Annotated in this window: 24 protein-coding genes; 15 read left to right on the top strand and 9 right to left on the bottom strand. The window is 70.0% G+C overall.

The features are described from left to right. Positions 1–39 precede the first annotated feature (39 nt). The 5 genes from ABH927_RS21015 (at position 40) to ABH927_RS20995 (ending at position 7,005) form a co-directional block, all read left to right on the top strand. Positions 40–309, top strand: coding sequence for an acylphosphatase (locus tag ABH927_RS21015; protein ID WP_370023971.1), 270 nt, complete (start codon positions 40–42; stop codon positions 307–309). Between the two features lie 188 nt (positions 310–497). Further along, a complete protein-coding gene (locus ABH927_RS21010; protein WP_261586568.1) occupies positions 498–692 on the top strand; it encodes a hypothetical protein in 195 nt (64 codons plus the stop codon). Between the two features lie 315 nt (positions 693–1,007). Next, the gene (locus ABH927_RS21005; protein ID WP_370023957.1) at positions 1,008–4,721 is read left to right on the top strand and encodes an AAA family ATPase; all 3,714 of its coding nucleotides are present in this window, start codon (positions 1,008–1,010) and stop codon (positions 4,719–4,721) included. A gap of 182 nt (positions 4,722–4,903) precedes the next feature. Further along, complete coding sequence (gene ftsY / locus ABH927_RS21000) at positions 4,904–6,076, top strand: signal recognition particle-docking protein FtsY (protein WP_370023956.1); 1,173 nt, start codon at positions 4,904–4,906, stop codon at positions 6,074–6,076. Positions 6,077–6,327: 251 nt separating this feature from the next. Next, positions 6,328–7,005 (top strand): SAM-dependent methyltransferase, encoded by a 678-nt coding sequence (locus ABH927_RS20995; RefSeq protein WP_370023955.1) that lies wholly within the window; start codon positions 6,328–6,330, stop codon positions 7,003–7,005. Here the strand turns inward: ABH927_RS20995 and ABH927_RS20990 are convergent. From ABH927_RS20990 to ABH927_RS20980, 3 genes are all read right to left on the bottom strand, one after another. Beyond that, on the bottom strand, positions 7,000–7,803 hold the full coding sequence (locus ABH927_RS20990; protein ID WP_370023954.1) for an ABC transporter ATP-binding protein: 804 nt from the start codon (positions 7,801–7,803) through the stop codon (positions 7,000–7,002). The two genes, ABH927_RS20995 and ABH927_RS20990, sit on opposite strands and share 6 nt — an antisense overlap. Then, positions 7,800–8,999 (bottom strand): FecCD family ABC transporter permease, encoded by a 1,200-nt coding sequence (locus tag ABH927_RS20985; protein WP_370023953.1) that lies wholly within the window; start codon positions 8,997–8,999, stop codon positions 7,800–7,802. The genes ABH927_RS20990 and ABH927_RS20985 overlap by 4 nt, the downstream gene beginning before the upstream one ends. Before the next feature lie 62 nt (positions 9,000–9,061). After that, positions 9,062–10,072 carry a FecCD family ABC transporter permease gene (locus ABH927_RS20980; protein ID WP_370023952.1) on the bottom strand — a complete coding sequence of 337 codons (1,011 nt, stop codon included), beginning with the start codon at positions 10,070–10,072 and terminating at the stop codon, positions 9,062–9,064. Positions 10,073–10,300: 228 nt separating this feature from the next. On the opposite strand from ABH927_RS20980, the gene ABH927_RS20975 reads away from it, so the two are divergent. Continuing rightward, complete coding sequence (locus ABH927_RS20975) at positions 10,301–11,164, top strand: ABC transporter substrate-binding protein (protein WP_370023951.1); 864 nt, start codon at positions 10,301–10,303, stop codon at positions 11,162–11,164. Between the two features lie 302 nt (positions 11,165–11,466). Here the strand turns inward: ABH927_RS20975 and ABH927_RS20970 are convergent, their stop codons facing one another. Further along, positions 11,467–12,537 (bottom strand): PLP-dependent cysteine synthase family protein, encoded by a 1,071-nt coding sequence (locus tag ABH927_RS20970; protein WP_370023950.1) that lies wholly within the window; start codon positions 12,535–12,537, stop codon positions 11,467–11,469. A gap of 261 nt (positions 12,538–12,798) precedes the next feature. On the opposite strand from ABH927_RS20970, the gene ABH927_RS20965 reads away from it, so the two are divergent. Next, positions 12,799–13,386, top strand: a complete 588-nt coding sequence (locus tag ABH927_RS20965; protein WP_370023949.1) for a sigma-70 family RNA polymerase sigma factor — start codon at positions 12,799–12,801, stop codon at positions 13,384–13,386. A 159-nt stretch (positions 13,387–13,545) separates the two neighbouring features. Here ABH927_RS20965 and ABH927_RS20960 read toward each other — a convergent pair whose 3' ends face one another. Beyond that, complete coding sequence (locus ABH927_RS20960; protein ID WP_370023948.1) at positions 13,546–14,382, bottom strand: EamA family transporter; 837 nt, start codon at positions 14,380–14,382, stop codon at positions 13,546–13,548. A 260-nt stretch (positions 14,383–14,642) separates the two neighbouring features. Between ABH927_RS20960 and ABH927_RS20955 the strand changes: the two genes are divergently transcribed. From ABH927_RS20955 to ABH927_RS20940, 4 genes are all read left to right on the top strand, one after another. After that, entirely contained in the window at positions 14,643–14,948 is a 306-nt protein-coding gene (locus tag ABH927_RS20955) for a hypothetical protein (protein WP_370023947.1), read from the top strand. A gap of 33 nt (positions 14,949–14,981) precedes the next feature. Then, a complete protein-coding gene (locus tag ABH927_RS20950; protein ID WP_370023946.1) occupies positions 14,982–15,851 on the top strand; it encodes a polysaccharide deacetylase family protein in 870 nt (289 codons plus the stop codon). Next, entirely contained in the window at positions 15,848–17,431 is a 1,584-nt protein-coding gene (locus ABH927_RS20945; RefSeq protein WP_370023945.1) for a helicase HerA-like domain-containing protein, read from the top strand. Before ABH927_RS20950 ends, ABH927_RS20945 begins: the two co-directional genes overlap by 4 nt. Before the next feature lie 71 nt (positions 17,432–17,502). Beyond that, positions 17,503–18,129 (top strand): DUF2461 domain-containing protein, encoded by a 627-nt coding sequence (locus ABH927_RS20940; protein ID WP_370023944.1) that lies wholly within the window; start codon positions 17,503–17,505, stop codon positions 18,127–18,129. 291 nt (positions 18,130–18,420) lie between these two features. On the opposite strand, the gene ABH927_RS20935 is transcribed toward ABH927_RS20940, so the two are convergent. The 4 genes from ABH927_RS20935 to typA form a co-directional block, all read right to left on the bottom strand. Further along, the gene (locus ABH927_RS20935; protein WP_370023943.1) at positions 18,421–19,098 is read right to left on the bottom strand and encodes a superoxide dismutase family protein; all 678 of its coding nucleotides are present in this window, start codon (positions 19,096–19,098) and stop codon (positions 18,421–18,423) included. 308 nt (positions 19,099–19,406) lie between these two features. Further along, complete coding sequence (locus ABH927_RS20930) at positions 19,407–19,682, bottom strand: phosphodiester glycosidase family protein (protein ID WP_370023970.1); 276 nt, start codon at positions 19,680–19,682, stop codon at positions 19,407–19,409. A gap of 51 nt (positions 19,683–19,733) precedes the next feature. Further along, positions 19,734–20,234 carry a hypothetical protein gene (locus ABH927_RS20925; RefSeq protein ID WP_370023942.1) on the bottom strand — a complete coding sequence of 167 codons (501 nt, stop codon included), beginning with the start codon at positions 20,232–20,234 and terminating at the stop codon, positions 19,734–19,736. A 248-nt stretch (positions 20,235–20,482) separates the two neighbouring features. After that, the gene (typA, locus tag ABH927_RS20920; protein ID WP_370023941.1) at positions 20,483–22,336 is read right to left on the bottom strand and encodes a translational GTPase TypA; all 1,854 of its coding nucleotides are present in this window, start codon (positions 22,334–22,336) and stop codon (positions 20,483–20,485) included. 379 nt (positions 22,337–22,715) lie between these two features. Between typA and ABH927_RS20915 the strand changes: the two genes are divergently transcribed. From ABH927_RS20915 to ABH927_RS20900, 4 genes are all read left to right on the top strand, one after another. After that, positions 22,716–23,159, top strand: coding sequence for a hypothetical protein (locus ABH927_RS20915; RefSeq protein WP_370023940.1), 444 nt, complete (start codon positions 22,716–22,718; stop codon positions 23,157–23,159). After that, entirely contained in the window at positions 23,156–24,379 is a 1,224-nt protein-coding gene (locus tag ABH927_RS20910; RefSeq protein ID WP_370023939.1) for an NRAMP family divalent metal transporter, read from the top strand. Before ABH927_RS20915 ends, ABH927_RS20910 begins: the two co-directional genes overlap by 4 nt. A 16-nt stretch (positions 24,380–24,395) precedes the next feature. Beyond that, complete coding sequence (locus tag ABH927_RS20905) at positions 24,396–25,217, top strand: hypothetical protein (protein ID WP_370023938.1); 822 nt, start codon at positions 24,396–24,398, stop codon at positions 25,215–25,217. A gap of 214 nt (positions 25,218–25,431) precedes the next feature. Next, positions 25,432–26,187: an alpha/beta hydrolase gene (locus ABH927_RS20900; protein WP_370023937.1), complete on the top strand. Its 756-nt coding sequence runs from the start codon at positions 25,432–25,434 to the stop codon at positions 26,185–26,187. Positions 26,188–26,339 lie beyond the last annotated feature (152 nt).

Genomic DNA, 26,339 nt, shown 5'->3' with positions numbered 1-26,339 from the left:
GGCGTGGCCGCGCCCGGAGCCGTTTGGATACTTGTAAGCGTGATTCGGTTGACGGCGTGGGTCAGGGGACGGGTTCAGGGCGTCGGGTTCCGGTGGTGGACCCGGGCCAGGGCGCTCGAACTGGGCTTGGCCGGCTGGGCCGCCAACCTGGTTGACGGCAGGGTTGAGATCGTGGCCGAAGGTCCCAGGGAATCGTGCGAGAAACTGCTCGGGATGTTACGTGCTGGTGACACGCCCGGCCAGGTCGAGGGGGTGGTCGAGCGCTGGAGCGATGCTAAGGGAAGTATGGCGGGGTTTGTAGAGAGATAGGGCTTCCCTCAAACCACTCAAATGCGGTATATTTACCTACCGAGAGTGCCCACCGGTACATCCATGCGGAGCGTTCAACTTGACCGCCTCCAATGTCGGTGCGACTCTTGAGAGGAACCACGCGCACCCCTCCCGCGGCATGAAGTGCGCGAACCAGTCTGGTCACTCAGCGTGGAGGACCCTTTACTATGGCGAAGGCTCTACTCGGCCACGTCGGCGGTCCTGACCCTCGGATGGTCTCGGAAATGCGCCGTCTCCAGCAGCGCATCCGGGACTTGGAGGCAGAACTCACCCGGCTCCAGGCCCAGAACGACGCGCTCTCGGCGCAAACTCGTGATGAGGCTCTGGTCCGGCTTCAGGATCGCGAGCCGGCTCTCACCTGAGGACCGGCAAGGAACAGGAGATGGATTGTCAGGGACGCCTCCCAAGGCGTCCCTTGTCATTTGCGGACTGGTTCTGACGCCATTAACTGCAGTTTAAGTGCTGTTAATTGTCCGTAAAGCCCATTTTGGTGAAGACGGCACCTGGCACCGGCGGATCTCGTCGATCGCCGGGCCCGAGCGTTTCCGGTGGCCCCGCTCGACTCCACCGGGTCATGCGAGCGCCTGGTGAAGCCCCTCAGCGAGCCGTATCCGACGCCCCGCGCCTTCGGAGACCGGTAGTCTTCCCCACAGCAGGGCGGCAGGGAGGGGGCGGAGGTGTACCTGAAGACCCTCACCCTGCGCGGCTTCAAGTCCTTCGCCTCCGCGACGACCCTCCGTTTCGAACCGGGCATCACCTGCGTGGTCGGGCCGAACGGCTCCGGCAAGTCCAACGTCGTCGACGCGCTCGCCTGGGTGATGGGCGAGCACAGCGCCAAGTCGCTGCGCGGCGGCAAGATGGAGGACGTGATCTTCGCGGGCACCTCCAGCCGCCCGCCGCTCGGCCGGGCCGAGGTCACGCTCACCATCGACAACTCCGACGGCGCGCTCCCGATCGACTACACCGAGGTGACGATCAGCCGGCTGATGTTCAGGTCCGGCCAGAGCGAGTACGCCATCAACGGCGACACCTGCCGCCTCCTCGACATCCAGGAGCTCCTCTCCGACTCAGGCATCGGCCGTGAGATGCACGTCATCGTCGGCCAGGGCCAGCTCGACCAGGTGCTGCACGCGGGGCCCGAGGACCGCAGGGCGTTCATCGAGGAGGCCGCGGGCGTCCTCAAGCACCGAAAGCGCAAGGAGAAGGCGCTTCGCAAGCTCGACGCCATGCAGGCCAACCTGACCCGCGTCCAGGACCTGGCGACCGAGCTGCGCCGCCAGCTCAAGCCGCTGGGCCGCCAGGCGGAGATCGCCCGCAAGGCCGCCGTCATCCAGGCCGACCTGCGCGACGCGCGGCTGCGGCTGCTCGCCGACGACGTCGTGACCCTGCGGGACACCCTGCGGCGGGAGGCCGCCGACGAGGCGGCCGTCCTGTCGAGGAGGACTCAGGTCGAGGCCGAGCTCGCGCAGGGCCAGCGTCGCGAGGCCGAGCTGGAGACGGCCGAGAACGAGGCCCAGCCCCGCCTGAAGGCGGCCCAGGAGACCTTCTACCGCCTGGCCGCCCTCAGGGAGCGGCTGCGGAGCGTCGAGAGCCTCGCGGTCGAGCGGGAACGGCACGCAGCCGACGCGGCCGCGATCGAGCGCCGGGGCCGTGACCCCGAGGACCTCGAACGGGAGGCCGCCGAGATCCGCGAGCAGGAGCGCGTCCTCGCGGAGGAGCTCGACGAGGCGCGCGAACGGCTGGCCGCCGCCGTGGAGATCCGCGCCGACGCGGAGGAGTCCCTGGGCGTGGAGGAGCGGCGGCTCGCCGCGGCCGCCCGGGCCGCCGCCGACCGGCGTGAGGCCCTGGCGAGGCTCCGGGGGCAGGTCGAGTCGGCCAGGAGCCGCGCCCGCGCGGCGGCCGACGAGATCGGCCGGCTCACCAAGGCCCTGGAGGAGGCCCGCCTGCGGGCCGAGCGGGCCCAGGCCGAGTGCGACGAGCAGGAGCTGAGCGAGCCCGCCGCCGATCCCGAGCTGGTCGCCGAGCTTGAGGCCGCCCAGGAGGGCGTGGACCTCGCACGGGCCGCGGTCGAGGAGGCCAGGGCCGTGGCGGAGCAGGCGGAGGGGGTCGCGCGGCAGGCGAGGGCCGCCGTGGCCGCGCCCCGCGACGCGCTCGCCGCCGCCAAGTCCGCGGTCGGTACGGCCCGCGCCGCCGACCAGGAGTCACAGCGGGCCGTCGCCGCGCTGGAGGCCCGGCGTGAGGCCCTGGAGATGAGCCTCGCCGGAGGCGTCGACGGGGCGGCCGCGCTCGTCGGGGCGGGCGTCACCGGAGTCCTCGGCCCGATCGCCACCATGCTGACCGTCCGCCCCGGAGCGGAGGCGGCCATCGCCGCGGTGCTCGCGGCCGACGCCGTCGCCGTCGACTCCCTGAACGCCGCCGTCGCCGCCATGGAACATCTCCGTGAGGTGGACGGAGGTCGCGCGGCGCTGCTGATCACGTCCGGGTCCTTACCGGCGGAAACGCGTGGTCCGGTGCCGGTGGACGGCGCGGAGTGGGCGGCCGACCTGGTCACCGTGCCCGGCGCGCTCCGATCCGCCGTGGCGGCCCTCCTCTCGGATGTGGTCGTCGTCGCCGACCTCACCGCCGCGCGGCAGGTCGTGGAGGCGCATCCCCGCCTGCGGGCCGTCACGCGCTCCGGTGACCTCCTCGCCGCCCATGCCGCCCACGGCGGGTCCGGCGGAGTCAGCTCGGTGCTCCAGGTGCGGGCGGCGCTCGACGAGGCGGCCGCCGATCTCGGCACCGCCCGGGCGGCGGCCGAGGCGAACGCCGACGCGCTGACCGAGACCATCGCCGCCGAGCTGGAGTTCCAGCTCGCGGTCGAGGCGGCACAGGCCCAGGTCAGCGAGGCGCAGACCGGTGTAACCGTCGCCCAGAACGGCGTCAACAGCGCTCAGAACGGTCTCAACGCCGCCCAGGCCGTGCTGGACCGGGTGCGGGCCAAGCAGCGGGACGCCGACCAGAAGGCCGCCGCCGCGGCCAAGCAGCTCGCCCGGCTGGAGGCCGCCGTCAAGGCGGCCCAGGACGAGGCCGCCCGCCTCGCGAAAGCCGTACAGGACGGGGAAGAGGCCCGTGAGCTGGCCCAGGCGGGGGTCGTGGAGCTCGAGGAGCAGCTCGCCGAGGCGGAGTACGCCCAGGAGTTGGAGGCCGAGCCGACCACCGAGACCCGTGACCAGCTCGCCGCGACCTGCGCGGTCACCCGGCAGGCCGAGATGGAGGCGAGGCTGACGGTCCGCACGGCCGAGGAGCGGGTCAGGGGCATCGCCGGTCGCGCCGACGGGCTCATGCGGGCCGCCCAGCGCGAGCGCGAGGACCGTGCGAAGGCGGCGACCCAGCGGGAGCGCCGCCGCAGGCAGGCCGAGGTCGCCGCGGCCGTCGCCCGAGGCGCCCAGACGGCCCTGAAGGCGCTGGAACGCTCACTCGTCCGGGCCGCCGAGGAGCGTGACGAGGCCGAGCGGGCCCGCGGGGAGATCGACGCGGAGCTCAAGGCGGTACGGCTGCGCGTCCGCGAGCTCAGCTCCGAGCTGGACGCCCTGGTCAACCGGGTCCACGGCAGCGAGATGGCCAGGACCGAGCAGCGGCTCCGCCTGGAGCAGATGGAGCAGCGGGCTCTGGAGGAGTACGGCGTGGAGCTGGAGCCGCTCATCACCGAGTACGGCCCGGACGCCCCGGTGCCCGGCGACCCGCCCGTGCCGTACGTCCGCGAGGAGCAGGAGAAGCGCGCCAGAACGGCCGACAAGCAGATGACCCAGCTCGGCAAGGTCAACCCGCTGGCGCTCGAGGAGTTCGCCGCGCTTGAGGAACGGCACGCGTTCCTCACCTCGCAGCTCGAAGACCTCAAGAAGACCCGCAGGGACCTGCTGCTCGTCGTCAAGGAGGTCGACGACCGGGTCGAGCAGGTGTTCGCCTCCGCCTACGAGGACGTGGCCCGCGAGTTCTCACAGATCTTCGAGCGGGTCTTCCCCGGCGGCGAGGGCCGTCTCCTGCTGACCGACCCGGCCGACATGCTGACGACCGGCGTCGAGGTCGAGGCCCGGCCGCCCGGCAAGAAGGTCAAGCGGCTGTCCCTGCTGTCCGGCGGCGAGCGGTCGTTGACGGCGGTGGCGTTCCTCATCTCCATCTTCAAGGCCCGCCCGTCGCCGTTCTACGTGATGGACGAGGTCGAGGCCGCCCTCGACGACACCAACACCCAGCGGCTGCTCACCCTCTTCGAGGAGCTGCGGCAGAGCTCACAGCTCATCGTCATCACCCACCAGAAGCGCACGATGGAGATCGCCGACGCGCTGTACGGCGTGTCCATGCGCGGCGACGGCGTCACGCAGGTCGTCAGCCAGCGCCTCCGGGAGAGCGTTTAGCTTTGTTTTGATCGCCTCGCCTCCTGCGAGGCGGGGCGCTGTGCTGATGCCTCGCCTCCGGCTCGGGGCGCCTTTGAGGCCCCTCGCGCACCGGTTGGTCGCAATAGAGTAATCGCCGCGCTCTTTGCTGGTTCGGGGTGTGGTTACCGCAGCAGTGGGGGTTGTCTGGGAAACTGCATGTTGTGGATGGTTACCTCGGCATCATCGTGATCGTGGCCCTCGTCGCCGTGCTGGCGGTGGGTGGCCTGTTCCTGCTGTTCCGGCCGAAGGCCAAGGACCTCCCACCGGTGGAGGCGCCGCCTGAGCCGCGGGCCCCGGGCGTCGAAGAGCCGGGCAGGGCCGGCCTCGGCGAGCAGGACGGCGGTACGACCACCACGCTGCCGCCTCCTCCGGCCGAGGAGCTGCTCAAGCCGCCGGCGATCGAGGTTCCGCCGCCGTCCGCGGGCCGGATGGTCCGGCTGCGCGGCCGCCTGGCCCGCTCGCAGAGCGCGCTGGGCAAGGGCCTGCTCGAACTCCTTTCGCGAGACCGGCTCGACGATGACGTGTGGGACGAGATCGAGGAGATCCTGATCACCGCCGACGTCGGCGTCGTTCCGACCCGGGCCATGGTCGAGGACCTGCGGACCAAGGTGAAGGTCCTCGGGACCCGCTCCCCGGAGGAGGTCCGCGGCATGCTGCGTGAGGAGCTGCTGGCTCAGGTCGCCCCCGACCTCGACCGCACGCTTCATACCCGGGCTCACGGAGAGCGCCCGGCCGTGGTTCTCGTCGTCGGCGTCAACGGCACCGGCAAGACGACCACGACCGGAAAGCTGGCCCGTGCCCTCATCGGCGACGGCAACAAGGTCGTCCTCGGGGCGGCCGACACGTTCCGGGCCGCCGCGACCGACCAGCTCCAGACGTGGGGCGACCGCGTGGGCGCGGCCGTGGTCCGGGGCCCCGAGGGCGGCGACCCGGCGTCCGTGGCGTTCGACGCGGTGGCCAAGGGCATCGAGGACAAGGTCGACACCGTCATCGTCGACACGGCGGGCCGCCTGCACACCAAGACCGGGCTGATGGACGAGCTCGGCAAGGTCAAGCGGGTCATCGAGAAGAAGGCCATGGTCGACGAGGTGCTGCTGGTCCTCGACGCCACCACCGGGCAGAACGGCATGCGCCAGGCGCAGGTCTTCGCCGAGGTGGTCAACGTCACGGGCATCGCGCTGACCAAGCTGGACGGCACCGCCAAGGGCGGCATCGTCATCTCGGTCCAGCGGGAGCTGGGCGTCCCCGTCAAGCTGGTCGGGCTGGGCGAGGGCCCCGACGATCTCGCCCCGTTCGACCCCGAGGTCTTCGTCGACGCCCTCCTCGGCGACTGACCGTGCCACCCCCTCCCGCGTGATCATGCGCAGGTTCACGGACACCCCGCCTGGCCAGGGCATCCCTCGGCCGTGATCATGCACAGGTTCACGGGGACCACGTGTGAGCAGGCCAGACTCCGCTCGTGATCATGCTCGGGGGCCCAGGCGTCCGTCATGAGCGGGGCTTTCGGCGGCGGTGAACACCCGGGATGGCGGATACCCCGGGATTCGGTGGGAGTGTGAGGAGGGCTCTGCGTAGGGTGCCAGTCATGGACTGGCATGCCTGGCACGACGCGTACGATCTCCCCGACTCGGGCCTGGCGCGGCGGCTGCGCGTCGTCCAGGAGCGGACCCAGGTGGCCCTGGACGGCAGCCCGCCCGGTCCGTTGACGGTGATCAGCCTGTGTGCGGGCCAGGGCCGAGACCTTCTCCCCGTGCTGGCCGGCCATCCGCGCCGCGATGACGTCCGAGCCCGCCTGGTCGAACTGGACCCGCGCAACGCCACGATCGCCCAGGACATGGTCACAGCCTCCGGGATGGACCGGGTCGAGGTCATGACGGCCGATGCCGCGCTGACCGACCACTACCGCGGCATGGCGCCCGCCGGCATCGTGCTGGCCTGCGGGATATTCGGCAACATCACCGACGAGGACGTCGAGCGGACCATCGGCTACTGCTCCCAGCTGTGCGCGACGGGCGGCACCGTCATCTGGACCCGGCACCGTTCCGCACCCGACCGGATCCCGCTGATCTGCGACTGGTTCGAGGAGCGCGGGTTCGAGCGGCAGTGGCTGTCGGACCCGGAGGTGGGCTTCGGCGTCGGCGTGCACCGCTTCACCGGCCGGCCGGACCCCCTGGCAGAGGGTGAGCGCATGTTCACCTTCATCGGCCGCCAGGCGCTCCAAGCCGGCCCGGCCGGGAACGGTATATCCGGAGAGGGTCTATGAGGCGGGAAGCTTCGCGAGGTGCGGGGTTCCGATGGGGACGACCAGGGGGGTTCCCGCGACCGGGTCGGGGATGACCCTGGACTGGAGGCCGAAGACCTCAAGCACCCGCTCCTCGGTGAGCACCTCGTCCGGCGGCCCGGCGGCGACCACACGGCCGTCGCGCATCGCGACCAGGCGATCGGCATACCTGGCCGCCAGGTTCAGGTCGTGGAGCACCATCACGACCGTCTTCCCGGCCTCACGGTGCAGATGGCGGACCAGCTCCAGGACCTCGACCTGATGGGCCAGGTCGAGGAAGGTGGTCGGCTCGTCCAGCAGCAGCAGTCCGGTGCCCTGGGCCAGGGCCATCGAAATCCACGCCCGCTGCCGCTGGCCGCCGGAGAGCTCGTCCAGCGGCCGGTCAGCAAGGTCGAGGAGTCCCGTCCACTCCAGCGCCTCGGCCACCGCCGCCTCGTCCTCCGTGGACCACTGGCGGTACCACGTCTGGTGCGGGTGCCGTCCCCGGGCGACCAGGTCGCCCACGGTCAGTCCCTCCGGGGCGGTCGGAGCCTGGGGGAGCACCCCGAGGAGCTTGGCCACCTCGCGGGTCGGCAGCTTGTCGATGCGCCTGCCGTCGAGAAGCACGTGGCCACCGGCCGGTCGGAGCAGCCGCCCGAGGGCCCGGAGCAGCGTGGACTTCCCGCATCCGTTGGGGCCGATGATCGTCGTGACGGTTCCCGCCTCGACGCCCAGGTGGAGCCCGTCAACGATCACTCGATCGCCGTAGCCGAGCCGTACGTCCACGGCCTGCAGTCTCATGAGCGCGCCTCCGGTGCGGAACGGGAGAGGGAACGGGAGAGAAGGAAACGGGGGATGAGGCGGCGGCCACGGCGTTCCGGGCGCCGCCAGAGCAGGAAGATCAGATAAGGGGCGCCGAGCACGGCGGTGACCACGCCGACCGGCAATTCGGTGGGGGCGAACAGGGTTCTCGCCACGAGATCCGCGGCGGCAGTCAGGACGGCTCCCACGACCGCCGACACGACCATCGGCGGCTGGGCGATCCCGGCGAGGCGCAGCGCGATCTGCGGGGCCGCGAGGGCGACGAAGGCGATGGGCCCGGCCGCGGCGGTCGCGACCGCCGCCAGCAGGACGGCCGCGAGGACCAGCGCCGCGCGCCCCGCCGTGAGCCGCACGCCGAGCCCGGTCGCCGTCTCGTCGCCGAACCTGAGCACCCCCAGCGTGCGCCCCATCACGAGAGCGCACGGGATCAGGAACACCAGCGCGTACGCCACGGGGGTCACGTGCTCCCAGCCGCGTCCGTGGAGCGAGCCGCTGATCCAGACCATGGCCCTGGCGCTGTCGTTGACGTCGCCGACGGTCAGCAGCCAGTACTTCACGTTGGTGAAGACGGCGGCGACGCCGATGCCGACCAGGACCAGGCGGTAGCCGTCCAGGCCGCGGCGCCAGGCCAGCGAGTAGACGATCGCCGCACCCGCCAGCCCCCCGATCAGCGCCGCCGCCGGGATGCCGACGCCCGCCAGCGCACCGCTGGTCCCGCCGTACGCGCTTCCCGTCATGACGATGACGAGGACCACGGCGACGCCCGCGCCGGAGGTGACGCCGAGGATGTCCGGGCTGGCCAGCGGGTTGCGGGCGACGGCCTGGGTGATCGCCCCGGAGACCCCGAGGGCCGCGCCGACCAGCGCGCCGGTCAGGACGCGCGGCATCCGCAGTTCCATCACGACGAAACGGTCGCCGCCGCTGCCGAGGACCGCGTCCATGACCTGCCTGAGTGACAGGGGGAAGTCGCCCATCCGCAGGTTGAGCGCCATCAGCAGGGCCAGCGCCCCCAGGCCGGCGAGGGCGACGGCCACCCGCCGCGGCCTGACGAGCCAGGACAGGCCACCCAGGCGGTACGGCCGCGCGGCTTCACGGCGCGGGACCAGCCGCGGGAGCAGCAGGATCAGTCGTGGGCTCAGTCGTGGGCTCAGCCTTGGGATAGGACGCGGGGTCACAGGCGCGCCACTCCGGACTACAGGCCGGACCACAGGCCGGATCGCCGGTCCGCCGCGCCGGATCACAGCCGCACCGGCTTCCGGCGGCGGACCAGGGTGATGAAGAAGGGCGCGCCGAGCAGGGCGAGGACCACGCCGACCTCCAGTTCTCCGGGGCGTGCCACCACTCGGCCGATCACGTCGGCGAGAAGGAGCGCCACGGCCCCAAGAAGGCCCGCGCACGGCAGCAGCCATCGATGGTCGGGACCGGTGAATGCTCGGGCCACGTGAGGGACGACGAGCCCGAGGAACGCGAGGGCCCCGCACGCCGCCACCGCCCCGGCCGTGAGGAGCGTCACCGCCGCGAGCCCCAGGGCGCGCGTGAGCCACACGTTCTGGCCGAGCGAGCGGGCCACGTCCTCCCCGAGCGCGAGGGCGTTGAGGCCGGGCGCGTTGGCGAGCGCGAACACGAGGCCCACCGCGATGAACGGCGCCACCTGCCAGGCCGGGCCGGACCCGCGGCCGGCGATGGAGCCGGCCTGCCAGAACCGGAAGACGTCCATCGCCTGCTCGTCAAGGAGCACGAGCGCCGAGGTCAGCGCGTACAGCAGGGCACTGACGGCGGTCCCCGCGAGCGCGAGCGTCACAGGGGTGGGGCCGCCCCGGCCGGAGGCGGAGCCCAGCGCGAACACGCCGACACTCGCGATCAGTGCGCCTGCCAGGCCGAACCAGATGTAGCCCCGCATGGTCGGCACGCCCAGCGCGATGATGGCGACGACCATGGCGAACGCCGCGCCCTGGGTCACGCCCAGGAGACCCGGGTCGGCGAGCGGGTTGCGAGTGTGGCCCTGCATGAGGGCTCCCGCCATGCCCAGCGCGACCCCCGCCAGCACGCCCAGAACGGTCCGGGGAAGCCGCAGCGAGCGGACGATCACGTCGTTCTCCGTATCCGAGGGCGACCACAGGGCATGCCAGACATCCGCTGGAGGTACGGTTTTCGCGCCGATCGCGATGCTGAGCGTGGCGGCGGCCACGAGCGCCGCCAGGAGTGCCATGAGAAGCCGCAGGCGGCGGCTCGTTGTCTTTTGTCCCACCTTGACCGCTTAGTAGATTTCCGTTTAGGTATGCCTAACCTAACTTAGACCCACAAGGGGGGCAACCTAGTGAGAACGCTCCGTGCCCTGGCGGTTGGAGCCCTGCTGTTCCTGGGAGTGGCCGCGTGCGGCTCCTCCGGCACTTCGTCAAGCACTTCGTCAAGCACTGGCTCAGCCGGTACGACGACGGGGGCCGGCGGGACGTACCCGCGGGTGATCCACCACGCGATGGGGGACACCGAGATCAAGAGGGAGCCGAAGCGGGTGCTGGCGCTCGACCAGAGCTTCGTCGACGCGGTCCTGACTCTGGACACCGAGGTCATCGGATACACGACGTACCGGTCGATCGAGGGAGGCCTTCCGAGCTATCTCGCGCCGGTCATGGCGAAGGCGAAGAACGCGGTGTCGGTGGGCACACTCCAGGCGCCCAGCCTGGAGAAGATCGCCGCGCTCAAGCCCGACCTCATCGTGTCGGCCAAGGTCCGCCATGAGGCGTTGTACGGCAAGCTGAGCCAGATCGCGCCGACGGTGTTCAGCGAGACGACCGGTGCGATCTGGAAGGACAACCTCCGCCTGGTGGGGCGGGCCCTCGGCAAGGAGTCCCTGGCCGAGCAGAGGATCGCGGACTACCAGACCCGCGCCGCGAAGATCGGCGAGGAGATCAAGGCCAAGAACGGCGGCACGCCGCCGACGATCTCCATCGTCCGGTTCGCGGGTGAGCCGACCGCCCGGCTGTACGTGGAGAAGTCCTATTCGGGGATCGTGCTGAAGGACGCCGGGTTCGTCCGCCCGAGCGGCCAGCCGACCGTGAGCGACGCGATCGCGGTGGACCTCAGCGAGGAGCGCATTCCGGAGATGGACGCCGACCACATCTTCGTGTCGGCCTACGACGACCCAGCCGCAGCCGCCGCTCCCGTGAAGCAGAAGTTCGAGGCCAACCCGCTGTGGAATCGGCTGAAGGGGGAGAAGCACCAGGTCTCCGACACGACGTGGATGACCGCCGTGGGCATCCAGGGCGCCCACGCGGTCCTCGACGACCTGGCCACGATCTTCGGCGTCAACCCGGCCAAGCCCGCCAACCCCTCGCCGTGATCGTGCACAGGTTCCCGGGGACCTGGCCTGAGCGGGCCGGACCTCGGCCGTGATCATGCGCGGGGTTTCCGTCCTCCATCGTGTGCGGACGACTTGGCCATCGGGAACTCGCGCATGATCACACGCGGAAGGCGACCAGGCCAGAAGGCTCTTTCAGGAAGGCGTGCATGATCACGCATGGGGGGTGGCCAGGCCAGGGGCTCTTCCCGGGAAGGTGTGCATGATCACGCACGGAAGGTGGCCAGGTCAGAAGGCCCTCCAGGAATGCGTGCATGATCACCACAAAAAGGGTGAGGGTCTGTTCAGGTCAGGAGGAACTCGTGGAGATCGGTGAGGTGGGGGTCGATGTCGATCCCTTTTTCGGCGAGCCACGCGGCGCTGCCGTAGGTGTCCCGGTAGCGCTCGCCGCCGTCGCAGATCAGCGTGACCACGCTCCCGCGCTCGCCGTCCGCGCGCATCTCCTTGATGATCTGTACGGCCGCCGCCATGTTGGTGCCGGTCGAGCCGCCCACGTCGCGGCGGGTGACCTCCCGCACCCAGCGCATCGCGGCGATCGACAGGGCGTCGGGCACCTGGGTCATCCGGTCGATCACCGTGGGCAGGAACGACGGCTCCACCCGCGGCCGTCCGATGCCCTCGATCCGGGAGCCCGGCCCGGCGTGCTCGTCCCCGGACTCCCAGGATGGGTAGAACGCCGAGCCCTCCGGGTCCGCGACGCAGAGCCGGGTCTGATGACGGCGGTACCGGATGTAGCGGCCGATCGTCGCCGACGTGCCGCCGGTGCCCGCCCCGACCACGATCCAGGCCGGCTCCGGATGCCGCTCCAGGGACATCTGCTGGAAGATGCTCTCGGCGATGTTGTTGTTCCCCCGCCAGTCCGTGGCCCGCTCGGCGTAGGTGAACTGGTCCATGTAGTGCCCCCCGGTCTCGGCGGCCAGCCGGTGGGACTCCGCGTAGATCGTCCCGGGGTCGTCGACGAGATGGCACTTGCCGCCGTAGAACTCGATGATCTCCCGCTTCTCCGGTGACGTGGTCGCCGGGATCACCGCGATGAACGGCAGGCCGAGGAGCCGGGCGAAATAGGCCTCGCTGACCGCCGTCGAGCCGCTGGACGCCTCGATGACCGTCGTCGTGGGCCCGATCCACCCGTTGGCCAGGCCGTACAGGAAAAGGGATCGGGCGAGGCGGTGCTTGAGTGAACCGGTGGGGTGGACCGACTCGTCTTTCAAGTAGAGGTCAACGCCCCAGTGCGAGGGGAGCGGGAAGACATGCAGGTGGGTGTCGCAACTACGGTTCGCGTCGGCTTCCACGGCCCGGATGGCATCGGCCGCCCACGCCCTGGTTACCGGGTCGTGCCGGTCCACGTATTTCATGCCAATACTCTATCGAGTGACGTTTGCCACACTTTGCCTGCGATTGAGGCTAGAGTGTTACGCTACTGAGACTTGCCCGGCCTGCGCGTGACCTGCCCGCGTCGGCCCGCTGCGCTATGTGACCCCGCTGACCAGGCAAAACATTTAACATCACGCTTACGACTCGCCTGGGACGATGTCCTTGAGGCAAGAATGAACGGCTGTACCCGCATGGGTCCACGCCGTAGGGGTAACGGGGGAGAAGTTCTGTAGGGGGATGAGATGATCTCGATGACTGACGAGCAGCGACAGGCGTGGTTCGAGCGCGATGTCGTGCCGGTGACCAGCCAGCTCTACGCGTCCGCCATGCGACTCACCCGGAACCCCGCCGACGCGGAGGACCTGGTCCAGGAGACCGTGGCCAAGGCGTTCACGTCCTACCACCAGTTCCGCGAGGGCACGAACCTCAAGGCCTGGCTGCACCGGATCCTGACCAACAACTTCATCAACGACTACCGGAAGAAGCAGCGCTCGCCGAAGCTCTCGGCCGCCGAGGACATCGAGGACTGGCAGCTCGCCGCGGCGGAGTCGCACATGTCGACCGGCCTGAGGTCGGCGGAGACCGAGGCGTTGGACCAGCTCCCGGACACCGTGGTGATGAACGCTCTGCGTGCCCTGCCCGAGGAGTTCCGCGTGGCCGTCTACCTGGCGGACGTCGAGGGCTTCGCCTACAAGGAGATCGCCGACCGGATGGGCACCCCCATCGGCACGGTCATGTCCCGCCTCCACCGTGGCCGCCGCCAGCTTCGCGGGATGCTTGAGGGCTATGCTCGTGATGAGGGCATGGTGCGCGTCCCGGTGGCCGCCTGAGCCGCCTGACGGGCCTTTCACCCGCCCTGACAGATCTTCACCAGCCTCACGCCTGATCCCCGGTACGGCTGTCGCGCAGCGCGGCAGCCGTACCGGCCATTTCGGGGCACATTCGGGCCTCATTCAGGACTGGTCAGGGGGCTCGTTCCGGAGGCCCGGTCAGGCTCTGGCGATGAGGGCGACCGCGCCGAGGGCGAAGCCGACACCGGTGATCTGCACCGGACTCAGCCGCTCGCCGAGCACATAGCGCGCGAGCAGCAGCGTGCTGGCCGGATAGAGCGAGACCAGCACCGCGACGAGGCTGAGCATGCCACGCTGGGCGGCGAGGAGATAAAGGACGTTCGCTCCCATGTCGAGCACGCCGGCGGCGACGGTCACCCTCAGCGTCCCCGGAATCGGCCGCAGATTCCGCCTCGTGGCGAACGCGAGCAGCACGACGAGCGTGATCGAGGCGATCCGCGCTCCGAGGAGCGGCCAGCCGCCCGCGTCGGCCGGGGAGAGCTTGAGGAGGATGAAGAACCCGCCGAAACCGGCGCCCGAGGCGAGGGCGTTCGCGATGGGGCCGAGCCTGGTGCCGGACGCCGCGCCGCCCGGACTCCGGCTGACGAGCACCACCGCGAGCAGGCCGAGCGCGACGCCGGCGAGCGCCACGGCCGATGGGCGCTCACCCATGACCAGGCCGAAAATCACCGGCACCGCCATTGAGGCGGCGGCCGTGGTCGGCGCGACCACCGACATCATGCCGGTGGCGAGACCCCGGTAGAACAGCACGATGCCGGCGGCTCCGGCCACTCCGGAGGCCATCCCCCACAGCATGGCCGCGGTGCTCGCCCGTCCGGGCAGGAAGGGGATCAAGGCGGCGATCAGCAGCAAGCCCCCCAGTTGCGAGAGCACGACCACGGCCAGCACGCGGGAGCGCCTGGTGGCCAGCCCCCCGAAGAAGTCGGCCGTCCCGAATATCACCGCGCACGCCGTAGCCAGTGCCACCGCCGTCACCGGGCAGACCTCCCCGAAGCAAGATGCCGAAAGTGACTGAAGTGTATTGGCGGCCATTGAGCGGGCACTGACAGATCTCCGCGACCTCGGGATGTGCGAATGTCACCGTCCTGACTCATGAGTAAGCGTGCGCGGTCACGCATTGGAGCCCCATCATTACTAAATGAACGTGCGAGGGGCGGACCAAGGTTGGGTACATCCCTTTTTGTGCTGGTCTCTTCGGCGGCGGTCCGCGTCTTCGCGGCGGCGGGCGGTGGCGGATGAGTGAGTCAGGCGCCGCCTTGGAGAAGCTTCACGCGGAGCTCGCCGCGCTCGGGGTTCACGACGCCTACGAGATCGGCGACGACGTCACCCTCTCGGTCTGGATCGGCCTGGTGGTGAGCTTCCGGGAGGGGTTTTACCGTTGGCGCGAAGGTGCCGTGAAATGCCGGCACCTGGGTACGGACCCGGGTGGATGCGCCATCCGGGTAGCGCGCAGATATGCCGAGCTCAAGGCAGACGTGCCGCCCTGGTGGGAGGACCTGGCCAAGGTTCTGCGGGGGGAAAGGGCCGAGGAGTATCCGTAGCGTTCACGCCCCCCGCCTGCTCCGGGGGGACGTATGCGGATCGGGTCGGTGCTGCTGTCGCTGTTGCTGGTCGCGGGGTGTGGTCAGGCGAGTCCGGCGGCCCTCCAGGCCGGATCGTCGCCGTCGCATGAGCCGCTGCGGGCGAGAAGGGACATGTCCAAAGAGACGGCTGGGAAGGAGACGATCCGGAGGCAGATCCCGAGGAGGTTCGAGGCGGCCGTCGTCGGCGGGCGGCTGACCGCCGCCCAGCATGGCTGGCCGGGCCCCCGTCTCCCGATCGCGCCCCCGCCCCGGCAGATCGACTGTACGAGGCACAAATGCGTGGCACTGACCTTCGACGACGGGCCGGGAGACGACACGGGGAAGCTCCTGGACATGCTGGCCGCCCACCACGCCCGCGCCACGTTCTTCATGCTCGGCCAGATGATCAACGATGAGACCCGTGACTTCGTCCGACGGATGGTCTCCGAGGGCCACGAGGTCGGCAACCACTCCTGGGACCATCCCGCGCTGGCCGGGCTCTCCAGCGAGGCGGTCAAGCGCCAGCTCGAACGGACCCAGGAGGTCGTCCAGCAGGTCACCGGCGTGCGGATGATCGTGATGCGCCCGCCGTACGGCTCGACGAACCAGCAGGTCGAGGCCGCGACGCGCGAGGAGGGGCTCGCCCAGATCATGTGGGCGGTCGACACCCTCGACTGGCGGGACCGGAACTCCGCGATCGTGGCCAAACGCTGCGCGGAGGCCAAACCGGGCGACGTCGTGCTGATGCACGACATCCACCCGACGACGGTCGACGCGGTGCCTCATCTCCTCGACGAGCTGGACCGCAGGGGCTTCACCTACGTGACCGTGTCCGAGCTGTTCGGCAGCCTCACACCCGGAAAGCAGTATTTCAACCGATGAAGGGCTATGACTTCGCCGGACCGGCGCTGGAGCTCGGGGCGCTGGTGAAGGACGACGGCACGGCCGATTCGTCCTCCAAGATCCGCATTCCACTGGGCATGATGAACCGGCACGGCCTGGTCGCCGGGGCCACTGGCACGGGAAAGACCAAGACGCTCCAGCTCATGGCCGAGCAACTCGCCGCGCAGGGCGTTCCGGTGTTCCTGGCCGACGTCAAGGGCGACCTCTCCGGCATGGCCTCGCCCGGCGTCCCCTCCGACCGCGTCGGCCACCGGGCCGCTGAGGTGGGCCAGTCATGGTCCGGTACGGCATGCGCCGTCGAGTTCCTGTCGCTCGGGGGGCTCGGCGAGGGCATTCCGCTGCGGGCCACCATGACGTCCTTCGGACCGACCCTGCTGGCCAAGGTCCTGGGGCTCAACGACACGCAGGAGTCCTCTCTCGGTCTGATCTTCTTCTTCGCCGACAAGCACGGCATGCCGCTGCTGGACCTGAAGGACCTGATCGCCGTCATCCGGTATCTGACCGACACGCCCGACGCGCTCAAGGGAGTCGGCGGCCTGTCCAGGTCGACGGCCGGGGTCATCCTGCGGGCGCTGGTCAACCTCCAGGCGCAGGGGGCCGACGCGTTCTTCGGCGAGCCCGAGTTCGACACGCGCGACCTGCTGCGGCGGGCTCCCGACGGCCGGGGGATCGTCTCCATCCTGGAGCTGCCCGCCGTACAGGACCGGCCGCGGCTGTTCTCCACGTTCCTGATGTGGCTGCTGGCCGACCTGTTCGAGGACCTGCCTGAGGTGGGAGACCCGGACAAGCCGGTGCTCGTGTTCTTCTTCGACGAGGCGCACCTGCTGTTCGACGAGGCGTCCAAGGCGTTCCTGCAGTCGATCACGCAGACCGTGCGGCTGATCCGCTCAAAGGGCGTGGGTGTCTTCTTCGTCACCCAGACGCCCAAGGACGTGCCGGCCGACGTGCTGGCCCAGCTCGGCGCGCGGGTGCAGCACGCGCTGCGGGCCTTCACGCCGCAGGACGCCAAGGCGCTGAAGGCGACCGTCTCGACCTTCCCCACGTCGCCGTACGACCTGGAGAAGCTGCTCACCGAGCTCGGCATCGGCGAGGCCGTCGTGACCGTGCTGTCGGAGACGGGCGCGCCGACGCCGGTGGCGTGGACCCGCCTGCGGGCTCCGCAGTCGCTCATGGCGCCGTCGGCCCCCGACGTGGTGCGCGGCGTCGTCGCCGCCTCGCCGCTCCTCGCCAAGTACGGCACGGCGGTCGACCGGGAATCGGCCTACGAGATGCTCTCCGCCCGCCTCACGCCGCCTCCCGAACCCGCCGCGCCTGTTCCTGAGGGCGGCCGGGCTCCTGAGGGTGGCCGGGCTCCTGAGGGTGGCCGGGCTCCTGAGCAGGCCCCCGACGGGTACGGCATGCCCCCGGCGGAGGGGCCGCAGTACGAGCCGCGGCCGTCGGTGCTGGAAGGAGTGCTCGGCTCGCCCGAGTTCAAGTCGTTCGCCCGCTCGGCGGCGTCGGCCCTGGGACGGGAGATCACCCGGTCGATCTTCGGCACCGCCCGGCGGCGACGGCGCTGACCGGGCTCGCACTCATCGGGCCCGAGTCGTCGGGGAGGCTGTTGTCGGTGCCACATGCCAAGGTGGGTGCCATGGGATTCAGCGGGTTTCCTGATGAGGCGCTCATCTTCTACGAGGGCCTCGTGGCCGACAACTCCAGGGCGTACTGGACGGCCAACAAGGAGCTGTACGAGACCGCGGTGAAGGGGCCGATGAGCGCCCTGATGGACGAGCTGGCCCCCGAGTTCGGGCCGCCCTACCTGTTCCGGCCCAACCGTGATGTCCGTTTCGCCAAGGACAAGTCGCCGTACAAGACGCATCAGGGCGCTTACGTGCAGTCGGGAGTGGAGGGCGTCGGCTACTACGTGCAGATCGACGCCGAGGGGTTATACGTCGCGGGAGGCTGGTGGGCGAGCGGCGACCAGATCGTCCGCTACCGCGACGCGCTCGACGATGACACGGCCGGCTCCCGGATCGAGGCCATCCTGGCCGCTCTGCCGGAGAACCTCTTGGTCGGGGGCGACCGGCTGAAGACCCGCCCGCGCGGCACCCCGGAGGATCATCCCCGGCTGGAGCTGCTCAGGTACAGGTCGCTGCACGCCGGCCGCCGGTTCGAGCCGGAGCCGTGGCTGCACACCCCCGAGGTCCTCGGCCACGTCCGGGCGACCTGGCGGGCGCTGGGCCCGCTGGTCGACTGGATGAGAATCCATCTCGCGTGAGCACGGCCCGCCTCCCGCGAATCCCCCGGCGTCCCGGCATCCCCCGACGTCCCGGCATCCCGCGACGACCCCGTGCGGACCGTGCCCGAACTTAATGATCGAACTCAGTGACCGAGGAGCAGCGCGATCAGGGCGATGACCATCCACGCCCCCAGCAGCGCCGCGTGAAAGCTCCCGCTGGCATTCCTCATGACGGTTTCCTTCCTGGGAGACCGAGCGCTCCCAGGAAGGATGGTGACGCGAGCGTCTTGTGCCGGGCTGTGGACTGACTTGGATGCGAAGATCACGTGATCAGGCCAGGAATCTGATCACTCCGCACGCGATGCGAGGTCCGGCGTCGCCGGTCTTGAGGGTCGTCGCGTCGGGCCCCGACGTGCCGGTCGAGTCGGCCGGATGGGTGTACCGAGCGGGGATATTCGCGAAGTTGTCCGGTTTGGCGTGGATGATGATCGAGCTGCCGTCGGCGTCGCCGAGCTGCGCGACGCGGAACCGGTCTGTGACGAACGAGATGCTGCCGGTGCCGTCGGCCGTCACAAGCAGCGGCGGCAGGTTCCCCGCGGTGATGCCGGGCGTGCCCATCCCAGAGCCCATGCCGGAGCCCATCCCGGAGCCCGCGCCGCCCAGGTCGAGATGGCCGCCCGCGCTGAAGAACGCGCTCCCGGTCGCGGCGTCCACGGATTTCGGGTCGCACGTGCCCGACGAGTGGATGTGGAAGCCGTGGAAGCCCGCGGGGAGCCCTCGAACGTTGATCGTGACCCTCGACTTGGTGGTGGCGTACGGCTCGATCTGGACGGTGCCCAGGGTGGCGCCGTTCACGTTCTTGATCGCCGCGCTGGCCAGCGCGCCGAGGGGGTGCCGGGCCACCGGCTCGGCCAGGTTTCCGGTCGACGGCCGGGCGATCGCCAGGACGCCGGTGACGGCGCCGATGACCAGGTGGGCGGTCAGGACGAGACGGGTCGTGCTCGGCATGGACGGCTCCTTCGTGTGCGGCTGGTGCCCGGCATAGGACAGCACGCACTCGGCCAGCCACGAGACCCGGAAACGCCGCCCATGGCAGCTCGTTTACTCCCGCGTTGCCGTACGAGGATCGCCGCACTCACCGTGATCATGCGTGGATTCCTCCGCATGCCGCCGGCCTGCGGGAACACCTATCGTGATCACGCACGGGTGTAATCGCCGTCCGCGATCCCGCTTCCCGGTCCGTGACCCCAACGCCGTCCGGGCCGGTGAGCGAGGCGGGGGCGCTCCGCTCACCGGCCCGGTATGGGGACCGGGTGTCAGCCGGCGCGGGCCGGCAGCACCTGGATGGTGTCGCCGACCGGGCGCTCCCCGGTGGCGTCCGAGGGGTTGTTGACGAGCTGACCGCCGATCACCATGGTGGTGGAGCCGCCGCCGTCGAGGTTGAGCGCCTGCACGGCGCCGAGAGAGCGCATGAAGTCGGCGGCTTCGGCGATGGTGAAGCCCTCGCTGCCGCCGGTCAGCCGGCCGTCCACCGTGACGAGCATCAGCCGGCCCTTGGCGTCGACCCCGGCCATGGTGCGCGGCTGACGGATGTTCGCCCACGCGTAGCCGAAGGACAGATCCTGAGGATCGACGACGCCTTCCTAGACAGCGGCGCAGGAGCCGATCCGCACCTGCCGGCCCATGTCGCCGTGCGGGGTGTCGGCGTAGTCCGGCCACCGGACGGTCTCCACGCGCGGCTCGAAGCCCTTGGCGCGCAGGTCCCGCGCGGTCGTGTCCGCCCAGGTGGGTGAGCTCACATCGGCCCAGGTCGCCGCGCCGGTCAGTCGGCTGGTGGCGGGAGCCTGGACACCGATCGTCCAGACCGGCGCCGCGCCGGCATGTGTGACGGTCCCCGTGCGGACCTCTACGCCCGGGGCGACGATGCGGGTCGACCACTGCGATGTGGCCAGGTCAGAGGCGGACGGCTGACCGGCCTGTCCAGAGACCTCGGCCTGGGCCGTCCCGTAGAGCCCGCTGGAGAGGATGACAACGAGCCCGGCGGCGGCGCTGAGCCCCGCCCGGACTCGTACGGCAGGCCGTCCCGGGCGCGCGCCACCCGTCGGAGCGGTCTGGCGCGGCTGGGCGCCCTTGTTGTTGTTCATGAAACCCTCACGGCTACGACGTCTGAGGTGGCCGTCCGGGTAAAAGGCCCTTATCGGTCACAAGTTCGTGATCGATAAGAACGTTCGCGTGCGTCGCTCTCGATGCTCATGAGTGAAGGCGCGGAGAAGCGGCGCCGAACTTTCGCGTGCCCCCAAGGGACCCCGGGAAGGAGGCGGCGAAGGGAGGCGGCGAACGACGAGGGTCCCGGCCCGCTGATCATTCAGCGGGCCGGGACCCTCCAGAACTCCTAGTTGGCGCGCTTCGCGCGAGCGGCGGAGCGGCCACGGGTGGCCGCGTCGAGCACGATCTTGCGGATCCGCACGGTCTCCGGGGTGATCTCCACGCACTCGTCGTCGCGGATGAACTCCAGCGCCTGCTCCAGCGACAGGACGCGCGGCGGGATCAGCTTCTCCGTCTCGTCGCTGGTGGACGAGCGCATGTTCGTGAGCTTCTTCTCCTTGGTGATGTTCACGTCCATGTCGTCGGAGCGCGAGTTCTCGCCGACGATCATGCCCTCGTAGACCTCGGTGGTCGGCGAGACGAACAGCGTGCCGCGCTCCTGCAGGTTCAGCATCGCGAAGGCGGTGACCGGGCCCGACCGGTCGGCGACGAGGGAGCCGTTGTTGCGGGTGCGCAGCTCGCCGAACCACGGCTCGTAGGCCTCGAACACGTGGTGGACCAGGCCGGTTCCGCGGGTCTCGGTCAGGAACTCCGTACGGAACCCGATGAGGCCGCGGGCGGGGACGACGAACTCCATCCGGATCCAGCCGGTGCCGTGGTTGGTCATCTGCTCCATGCGGCCCTTGCGGACGGCCAGGAGCTGGGTCACGGCGCCGAGGTACTCCTCAGGGCAGTCGACGGTGAGCCGCTCGACCGGCTCGTGCACCTTGCCGTCGATCTCCTTGGTGACGACCTGCGGCTTGCCGACGGTCAGCTCATAGCCCTCGCGGCGCATCTGCTCGACGAGGATGGCCAGCGCCAGCTCGCCGCGGCCCTGGACCTCCCAGGTGTCGGGACGCTCGGTCGGCAGCACGCGCAGCGACACGTTGCCGACGAGCTCCTTGTCGAGGCGGTCCTTGACCATGCGGGCGGTGACCTTGGAGCCCTTGACCTTGCCGACCAGCGGGCTCGTGTTCGTGCCGATGGTCATGGAGATCGCCGGCTCGTCGACCGTGATCAGCGGCAGCGGGCGGGGGTCGTCGGGGTCGGCGAGCGTCTCACCGATCATGATGTCCGGGATGCCGGCGATGGCGATGATGTCGCCGGGGCCGGCCTCCTCGGCAGGCTTGCGCTCCAGAGCGTCGGTCATGAGCAGCTCAGAGATCTTCACCCGCTGGACGCTGCCGTCCGTCCGGCACCAGGCGACCTGCTGGCCCTTCTTGATCGTGCCCTGGTGGACGCGGCAGAGCGCGATCCGGCCCAGGTAGCTGGAGGCGTCCAGGTTGGTGACGTGAGCCTGGAGCGGCGCGGTGGGGTCGTAGACCGGCGCGGGGATCGTCCTGGTGATCGTCTCGAAGAGCGGCTCAAGGTCGTCGGAGTCGGGCATGCCGCCGTCCTCCGGACGGTTCAGCGAGGCCCGGCCGGCCTTGGCGGAGGCGTAGACGATCGGGAAGTCGATCTGCTCCTCGGTGGCGTCGAGGTCGAGGAACAGCTCGTAGACCTCGTCCACGACCTCGGCGATCCGGGCGTCGGGCCGGTCCACCTTGTTGATGCACAGGATGACCGGCATCTTGGCGGCGAAGGCCTTGCGCAGCACGAACCGGGTCTGGGGCAGCGGCCCCTCGGAGGCGTCCACGAGCAGGACCACGCCGTCCACCATGGACAGGCCGCGCTCAACCTCGCCGCCGAAGTCGGCGTGGCCGGGTGTATCGATGATGTTCAGCGTCATGCCGCTGTGCTTGACCGCGGTGTTCTTCGCGAGAATGGTGATCCCCTTCTCGCGCTCCAGGTCGTTCGAGTCCATGACGCGCTCATCGACGTCCTGATTGGCCCGGAACGCCCCGGACTGCCATAGCATGGCGTCCACCAGCGTGGTCTTGCCATGGTCGACGTGCGCGATGATCGCGATGTTCCGCAGGTCGTCGCGGCTGTTCAAAGGCATAGTGGAGTCTCGCTCTGGTTCGTCGGGGTGTCGTCCGCGTCCCGGGACTGAAGCGAGACGCACATCGTGCCGCAGAGTGCGGCTTTCCCATTTTAGTTGATCCCTCTTACCGCCATGTGCCGTGATGGCGCGAATCAGCACAATCTCGCGGGCCATGAGGCAACGTGGAAGCAACACCGAGTCTTCTGGGCGCATTCCTTGCTGTTCCGGGCTGTCCTGGCCGCCGCATGTGGTGAAGACGATGCCTCCGGGTGTCTGAACACTGACTTTCAGGGCAGCAGGCCGATGTGATCGATGAGGGACTGGTGCTCCTGGGCGCCTGGGCGGAGCTGCTGGCCCTGCTCTGCGTGCTCGCCTACTTCCTGCTCCGGGGGCGCGCATGAGGCGTCCGGTACGGCTCGCGCCCCCGGCCCTGGCCCTCGCCGTGCTCCTGAGCGCGTGCGTCAGCCCGGCCTGGGACGACCACGACTACGAGCTGAAGGCCGGTGCGACCGCCGAGTCGGCCGCGTCGTCGCTCCAGATCGTGCGCTCCGCCGTACAGCATGAGGACCGGCTGACCCGGCCCTATCTCAAGGTCGTCCTGACCGAGGCGGCCGAGGCGCTGGGGAGCGTGAACGCGCAGTTCGGGGGCGTGCAGCCGCCATCGGACGCCACCGACCAGGTCAGGGACCAGGTGACCGACCTGACCGAGGAGGCCGAAAACCGGGTGCAGGACCTGCTGATCGAGGTCAGGCGTGACCAGGTCAAGGACCCGGCGAAAGCCGTACAGGAGCTGGGACGGCTCGCGGACAGGCTCAGCGCGTTCGCGGAGGATCACCGATGAAGAAGCTGTTCGCGGTGAGTCTCGGGATCCTGACGGCCTTCGGGGGGTTCGTCGACATCGGCGACCTGGTCGCCAACGCGGTCGTGGGCGCCAGGTTCGGGATGTCGCTGGCCTGGGTCGTCGTCGTGGGCGTCGTGGGGATCTGCCTGTTCGCGGAGATGTCCGGCCGGATCGCGGCGGTGTCGCAGCGGCCGGTCTTCGACCTCGTCCGCGAACGGCTCGGCCCCCGGGCGGGTCTGGTCAACCTCGGCGCGTCGTTCTTCATCAACGTGCTGACGCTGGCGGCGGAGATCGGAGGCGCGTCGCTGGCGCTGGAGCTGGTGACCGGCGTCAACTACCTGCTGTGGGTTCCGGCGGTCGCTCTGGTCGCCTGGCTCGTGATGTGGCGGGTCAAATTCGAGACCATGGAGCGAATCTTCGGGCTGATGGGCCTCGCGCTCGTCGTCTTCCTCGTCGCGCTGTGGCAGCTCGGCCCGGACTGGGGCGCGCTGTCCCACCAGCTCACCCGGCCGCCGCGGGACGAGGGCGTGCCGACCTACATCTACTACGGCATCGCGCTGCTCGGCGGGGCCATGACGCCGTACGAGGTGTTCTTCTTCTCGTCGGGCGGCGTGGAGGAGCGATGGACGCCCAGGAGCCTGGTGATCGAGCGGGCGAACGTGTTCGTCGGCTTTCCGCTGGGCGGCGTGCTGTCAGTGGCCATCGCGGCGTGCGCGGCCACGGTGTTCCTTCCGGTGGCGGCCCAGCCGGACACGCTCGGCCAGATGGTGCTCCCCGTCGGGGCGGCTCTCGGCAAGATCGGGCTGGGCGTGGTGATCCTGGGGGTCTTCGCCGCGACGTTCGGCGCGACGCTGGAGACCGCTCTGTCGTCGGGCTACACGCTGAGCCAGTATTTCGGGTGGCAGTGGGGCAAGTACGTGCGGCCGTGGCGGGCGGCGCGTTTCCACGTGACCGTCCTGGTCTCGACGATCGTCGCTACGGCGCTCATCCTCACGACGGTGGACGCGATCAAGGTGACGGAGTATTCGCTGGTCTTCTCGGCGGCGGCGCTGCCGCTGACGTACCTGCCGGTTCTCATGATCGCCAACGACCCCGACTACATGGGCGACCGGGTCAACGGCAGGTTCTCCAACACGCTCGGGACGGCGTACATGGTGCTCCTGCTCCTGGTCGCCGTCGCGGCGATCCCGTTGATGATCGCCACCAAGGCGGGGCAGTGAGCCGGTGGAGGCATCGATGAGCGAGCACGCCCGGACCCTGCACGCACAGCTGCACCTGCTCGACCGGCAGGTGGTGCGGGCCGGCGACGACCGGCTCCTGTGCAAGGTCGACGACCTGGAGCTGGGGATCGACGACCACGGCACGCCGTACGTGACGGCGATCCTGGCGGGGCCGCTCGCGCTGGGCCCCCGGATCGGCGGCGTCCTCGGGTGGCTCATCGTGGCGGTCAACGGGCTGTTCCGGCGTGAGGAGGATCCCCAGCCCTACCGGATCGACATGAGCCTGGCGACCGAGATCGGCAGCGCGGTCAGGGTGAGCGGCGAGCTGGAGGAGCTCGCGCTGGAGCGCTGGCTGGCGGAGAACGTCGTCAGCAGGATCCCCGGAGCGGAGCAGGTCACGTCCGGGGCGGCGAGCCGTCGGGCCGTGGAGGGAGGAACGGAGGGGGGAACGGAGGGACGAGAGGCGGGGAGGCCGGAGGCGACGCGGCTGGGCGGCCTGCTCGGGCGGCAGGTCCGTGACTCCTCCGGAAACATCGTCGGACGCACCGCTGACGTGAGGCTCATCCAGGATGGGCCGATGCTGGCGGACATTCAGCAGGCGTTCCGGATCGACGGGTTCGTCGTGGTCCCGCGGCATACGGGCCAGCTCTTCGGCTACGAGCGGGGGCCGGGAGGCCGGGGACCCGCGCCGGTCAGCGCGCTGGTCCGGTGGCTGCACCGGGGCAGCCGCTACGTCACCTGGGACCAGGTCGAGTCCCTGGACGGTCCGGTACGGCTCCGCGTCCCCGAGGGGGAGCTGGCCGCTCTCGCCGACCTGTATGAGAGGGACAGCAGGTGAGGAGCGCATGATCACGTACAGTGAGCCTCCTGGTCAGCGGTGAGCGAGGGAACCTGTGCATGATCACCCGCAAGGTCCGTGGAGGTCGGAGCCATTGCTGGGACTCTGTGCATGATCACCAACAAACACAAGGGGGGCGCGACCGGGCGGGCGCGACGGCAAGGGCCGGAGTGGGTCACTTGGTCGGGGCGGGGCGGCGAATAAGGTCAGGGGCATGGCTTTTGCTCCCTCTTTCGGGGCGATGCTGCGCACGTCGGACGGTGTCCGGATCGACGCGGCGCACACCCCGAACGGCTCTCTCGATCTCGGTATCGTCGTCGCTCACGGATTCACCGGCTCGTGGCGGGAGCGCCAGACCCGGCGCATCGTCCACGTCCTGTCCCGCTTCGGCGGCGTGCTGTCGTTCGACTTCCGGGGCCACGGGCGATCGTCCGGGGAGTCCACGGTGGGCGACCTGGAGGTGCTCGACGTCGACGCCGCGGTGAAACACGCCCGGTCGATCGGCTACAAGCGCGTGGCGACCGTGGGCTTCTCGATGGGCGCGGCGGTGGTCGTGCGGCACGCGGCGCTACACGGCGGCGTGGACGCCGTGGTGGCGGTGAGCGGCCCGGCGCGGTGGTACTACCGGGGCACCAAGCCGATGCGCCAGGTGCACTGGGCCATCGAGCAGTGGTCGGGACGGCTCGCCGCGAGAGTGGCCAAGGGCACCCGGATCGCCCGGGGAACCTGGGATCCCATCCCGATCCCGCCCTACGAGGCCGTGGCCATGATCTCCCCGACGCCGCTTCTGATCGTCCACGGCGACGCCGACCCGTTCTTCCCGCTGGAACACGCCTATCAGCTGTACGACGGCGCCAAGGAGCCGAAGGAGCTGTGGGTCGAGCCGGGGTACGCGCATGCCGAGTCGGCGGCCACCCCTGAGCTGATCCGGAAAATAGGCCGGTGGATTTCGCGAACCAAATCCAGATAACGGTCGTCTATGGGTGATGTACGGATCCCGCGAGGGGTCCGCGCCGCCGATCACGGGGATCGGCGCACACCATCCCTGGTGTGGCCCAGCGTCGCGGGGGCGCGCTGGGCGGACTCCCCGCCCTGTACGGCCAGGCCCGCGCGGCATGCCGT

The organism is Planotetraspora sp. GP83 (assembly GCF_041262585.1).
Lineage (GTDB): Bacteria > Actinomycetota > Actinomycetes > Streptosporangiales > Streptosporangiaceae > JAOEGB01.
The sequence above is the reverse complement of the archived record's forward strand: the minus strand, read 5'-3'. Positions and strand labels throughout refer to the sequence as shown.

What these genes read in the sequence shown, in the direction of transcription:
- ABH927_RS20905 (WP_370023938.1), top strand. Translation starts at nt 24,396, where the DNA reads ATGAGCGAGCACGCCCGGACCCTGCACGCACAGCTGCACCTGCTCGAC.
- ABH927_RS20945 (WP_370023945.1), top strand. Translation starts at nt 15,848, where the DNA reads ATGAAGGGCTATGACTTCGCCGGACCGGCGCTGGAGCTCGGGGCGCTG.
- ABH927_RS20965 (WP_370023949.1), top strand. Translation starts at nt 12,799, where the DNA reads ATGATCTCGATGACTGACGAGCAGCGACAGGCGTGGTTCGAGCGCGAT.
- ABH927_RS20940 (WP_370023944.1), top strand. Translation starts at nt 17,503, where the DNA reads ATGGGATTCAGCGGGTTTCCTGATGAGGCGCTCATCTTCTACGAGGGC.
- ABH927_RS20925 (WP_370023942.1), bottom strand. Translation starts at nt 20,234, where the DNA reads ATGAACAACAACAAGGGCGCCCAGCCGCGCCAGACCGCTCCGACGGGT.
- ABH927_RS20910 (WP_370023939.1), top strand. Translation starts at nt 23,156, where the DNA reads ATGAAGAAGCTGTTCGCGGTGAGTCTCGGGATCCTGACGGCCTTCGGG.
- ABH927_RS20975 (WP_370023951.1), top strand. Translation starts at nt 10,301, where the DNA reads ATGGGGGACACCGAGATCAAGAGGGAGCCGAAGCGGGTGCTGGCGCTC.
- ABH927_RS20935 (WP_370023943.1), bottom strand. Translation starts at nt 19,098, where the DNA reads ATGCCGAGCACGACCCGTCTCGTCCTGACCGCCCACCTGGTCATCGGC.
- ABH927_RS20915 (WP_370023940.1), top strand. Translation starts at nt 22,716, where the DNA reads ATGAGGCGTCCGGTACGGCTCGCGCCCCCGGCCCTGGCCCTCGCCGTG.
- ABH927_RS21010 (WP_261586568.1), top strand. Translation starts at nt 498, where the DNA reads ATGGCGAAGGCTCTACTCGGCCACGTCGGCGGTCCTGACCCTCGGATG.
- ABH927_RS20955 (WP_370023947.1), top strand. Translation starts at nt 14,643, where the DNA reads ATGAGTGAGTCAGGCGCCGCCTTGGAGAAGCTTCACGCGGAGCTCGCC.
- ABH927_RS20950 (WP_370023946.1), top strand. Translation starts at nt 14,982, where the DNA reads ATGCGGATCGGGTCGGTGCTGCTGTCGCTGTTGCTGGTCGCGGGGTGT.
- ABH927_RS20900 (WP_370023937.1), top strand. Translation starts at nt 25,432, where the DNA reads ATGGCTTTTGCTCCCTCTTTCGGGGCGATGCTGCGCACGTCGGACGGT.
- ABH927_RS20970 (WP_370023950.1), bottom strand. Translation starts at nt 12,537, where the DNA reads ATGAAATACGTGGACCGGCACGACCCGGTAACCAGGGCGTGGGCGGCC.
- typA (WP_370023941.1), bottom strand. Translation starts at nt 22,336, where the DNA reads ATGCCTTTGAACAGCCGCGACGACCTGCGGAACATCGCGATCATCGCG.
- ABH927_RS20990 (WP_370023954.1), bottom strand. Translation starts at nt 7,803, where the DNA reads ATGAGACTGCAGGCCGTGGACGTACGGCTCGGCTACGGCGATCGAGTG.
- ABH927_RS20995 (WP_370023955.1), top strand. Translation starts at nt 6,328, where the DNA reads ATGGACTGGCATGCCTGGCACGACGCGTACGATCTCCCCGACTCGGGC.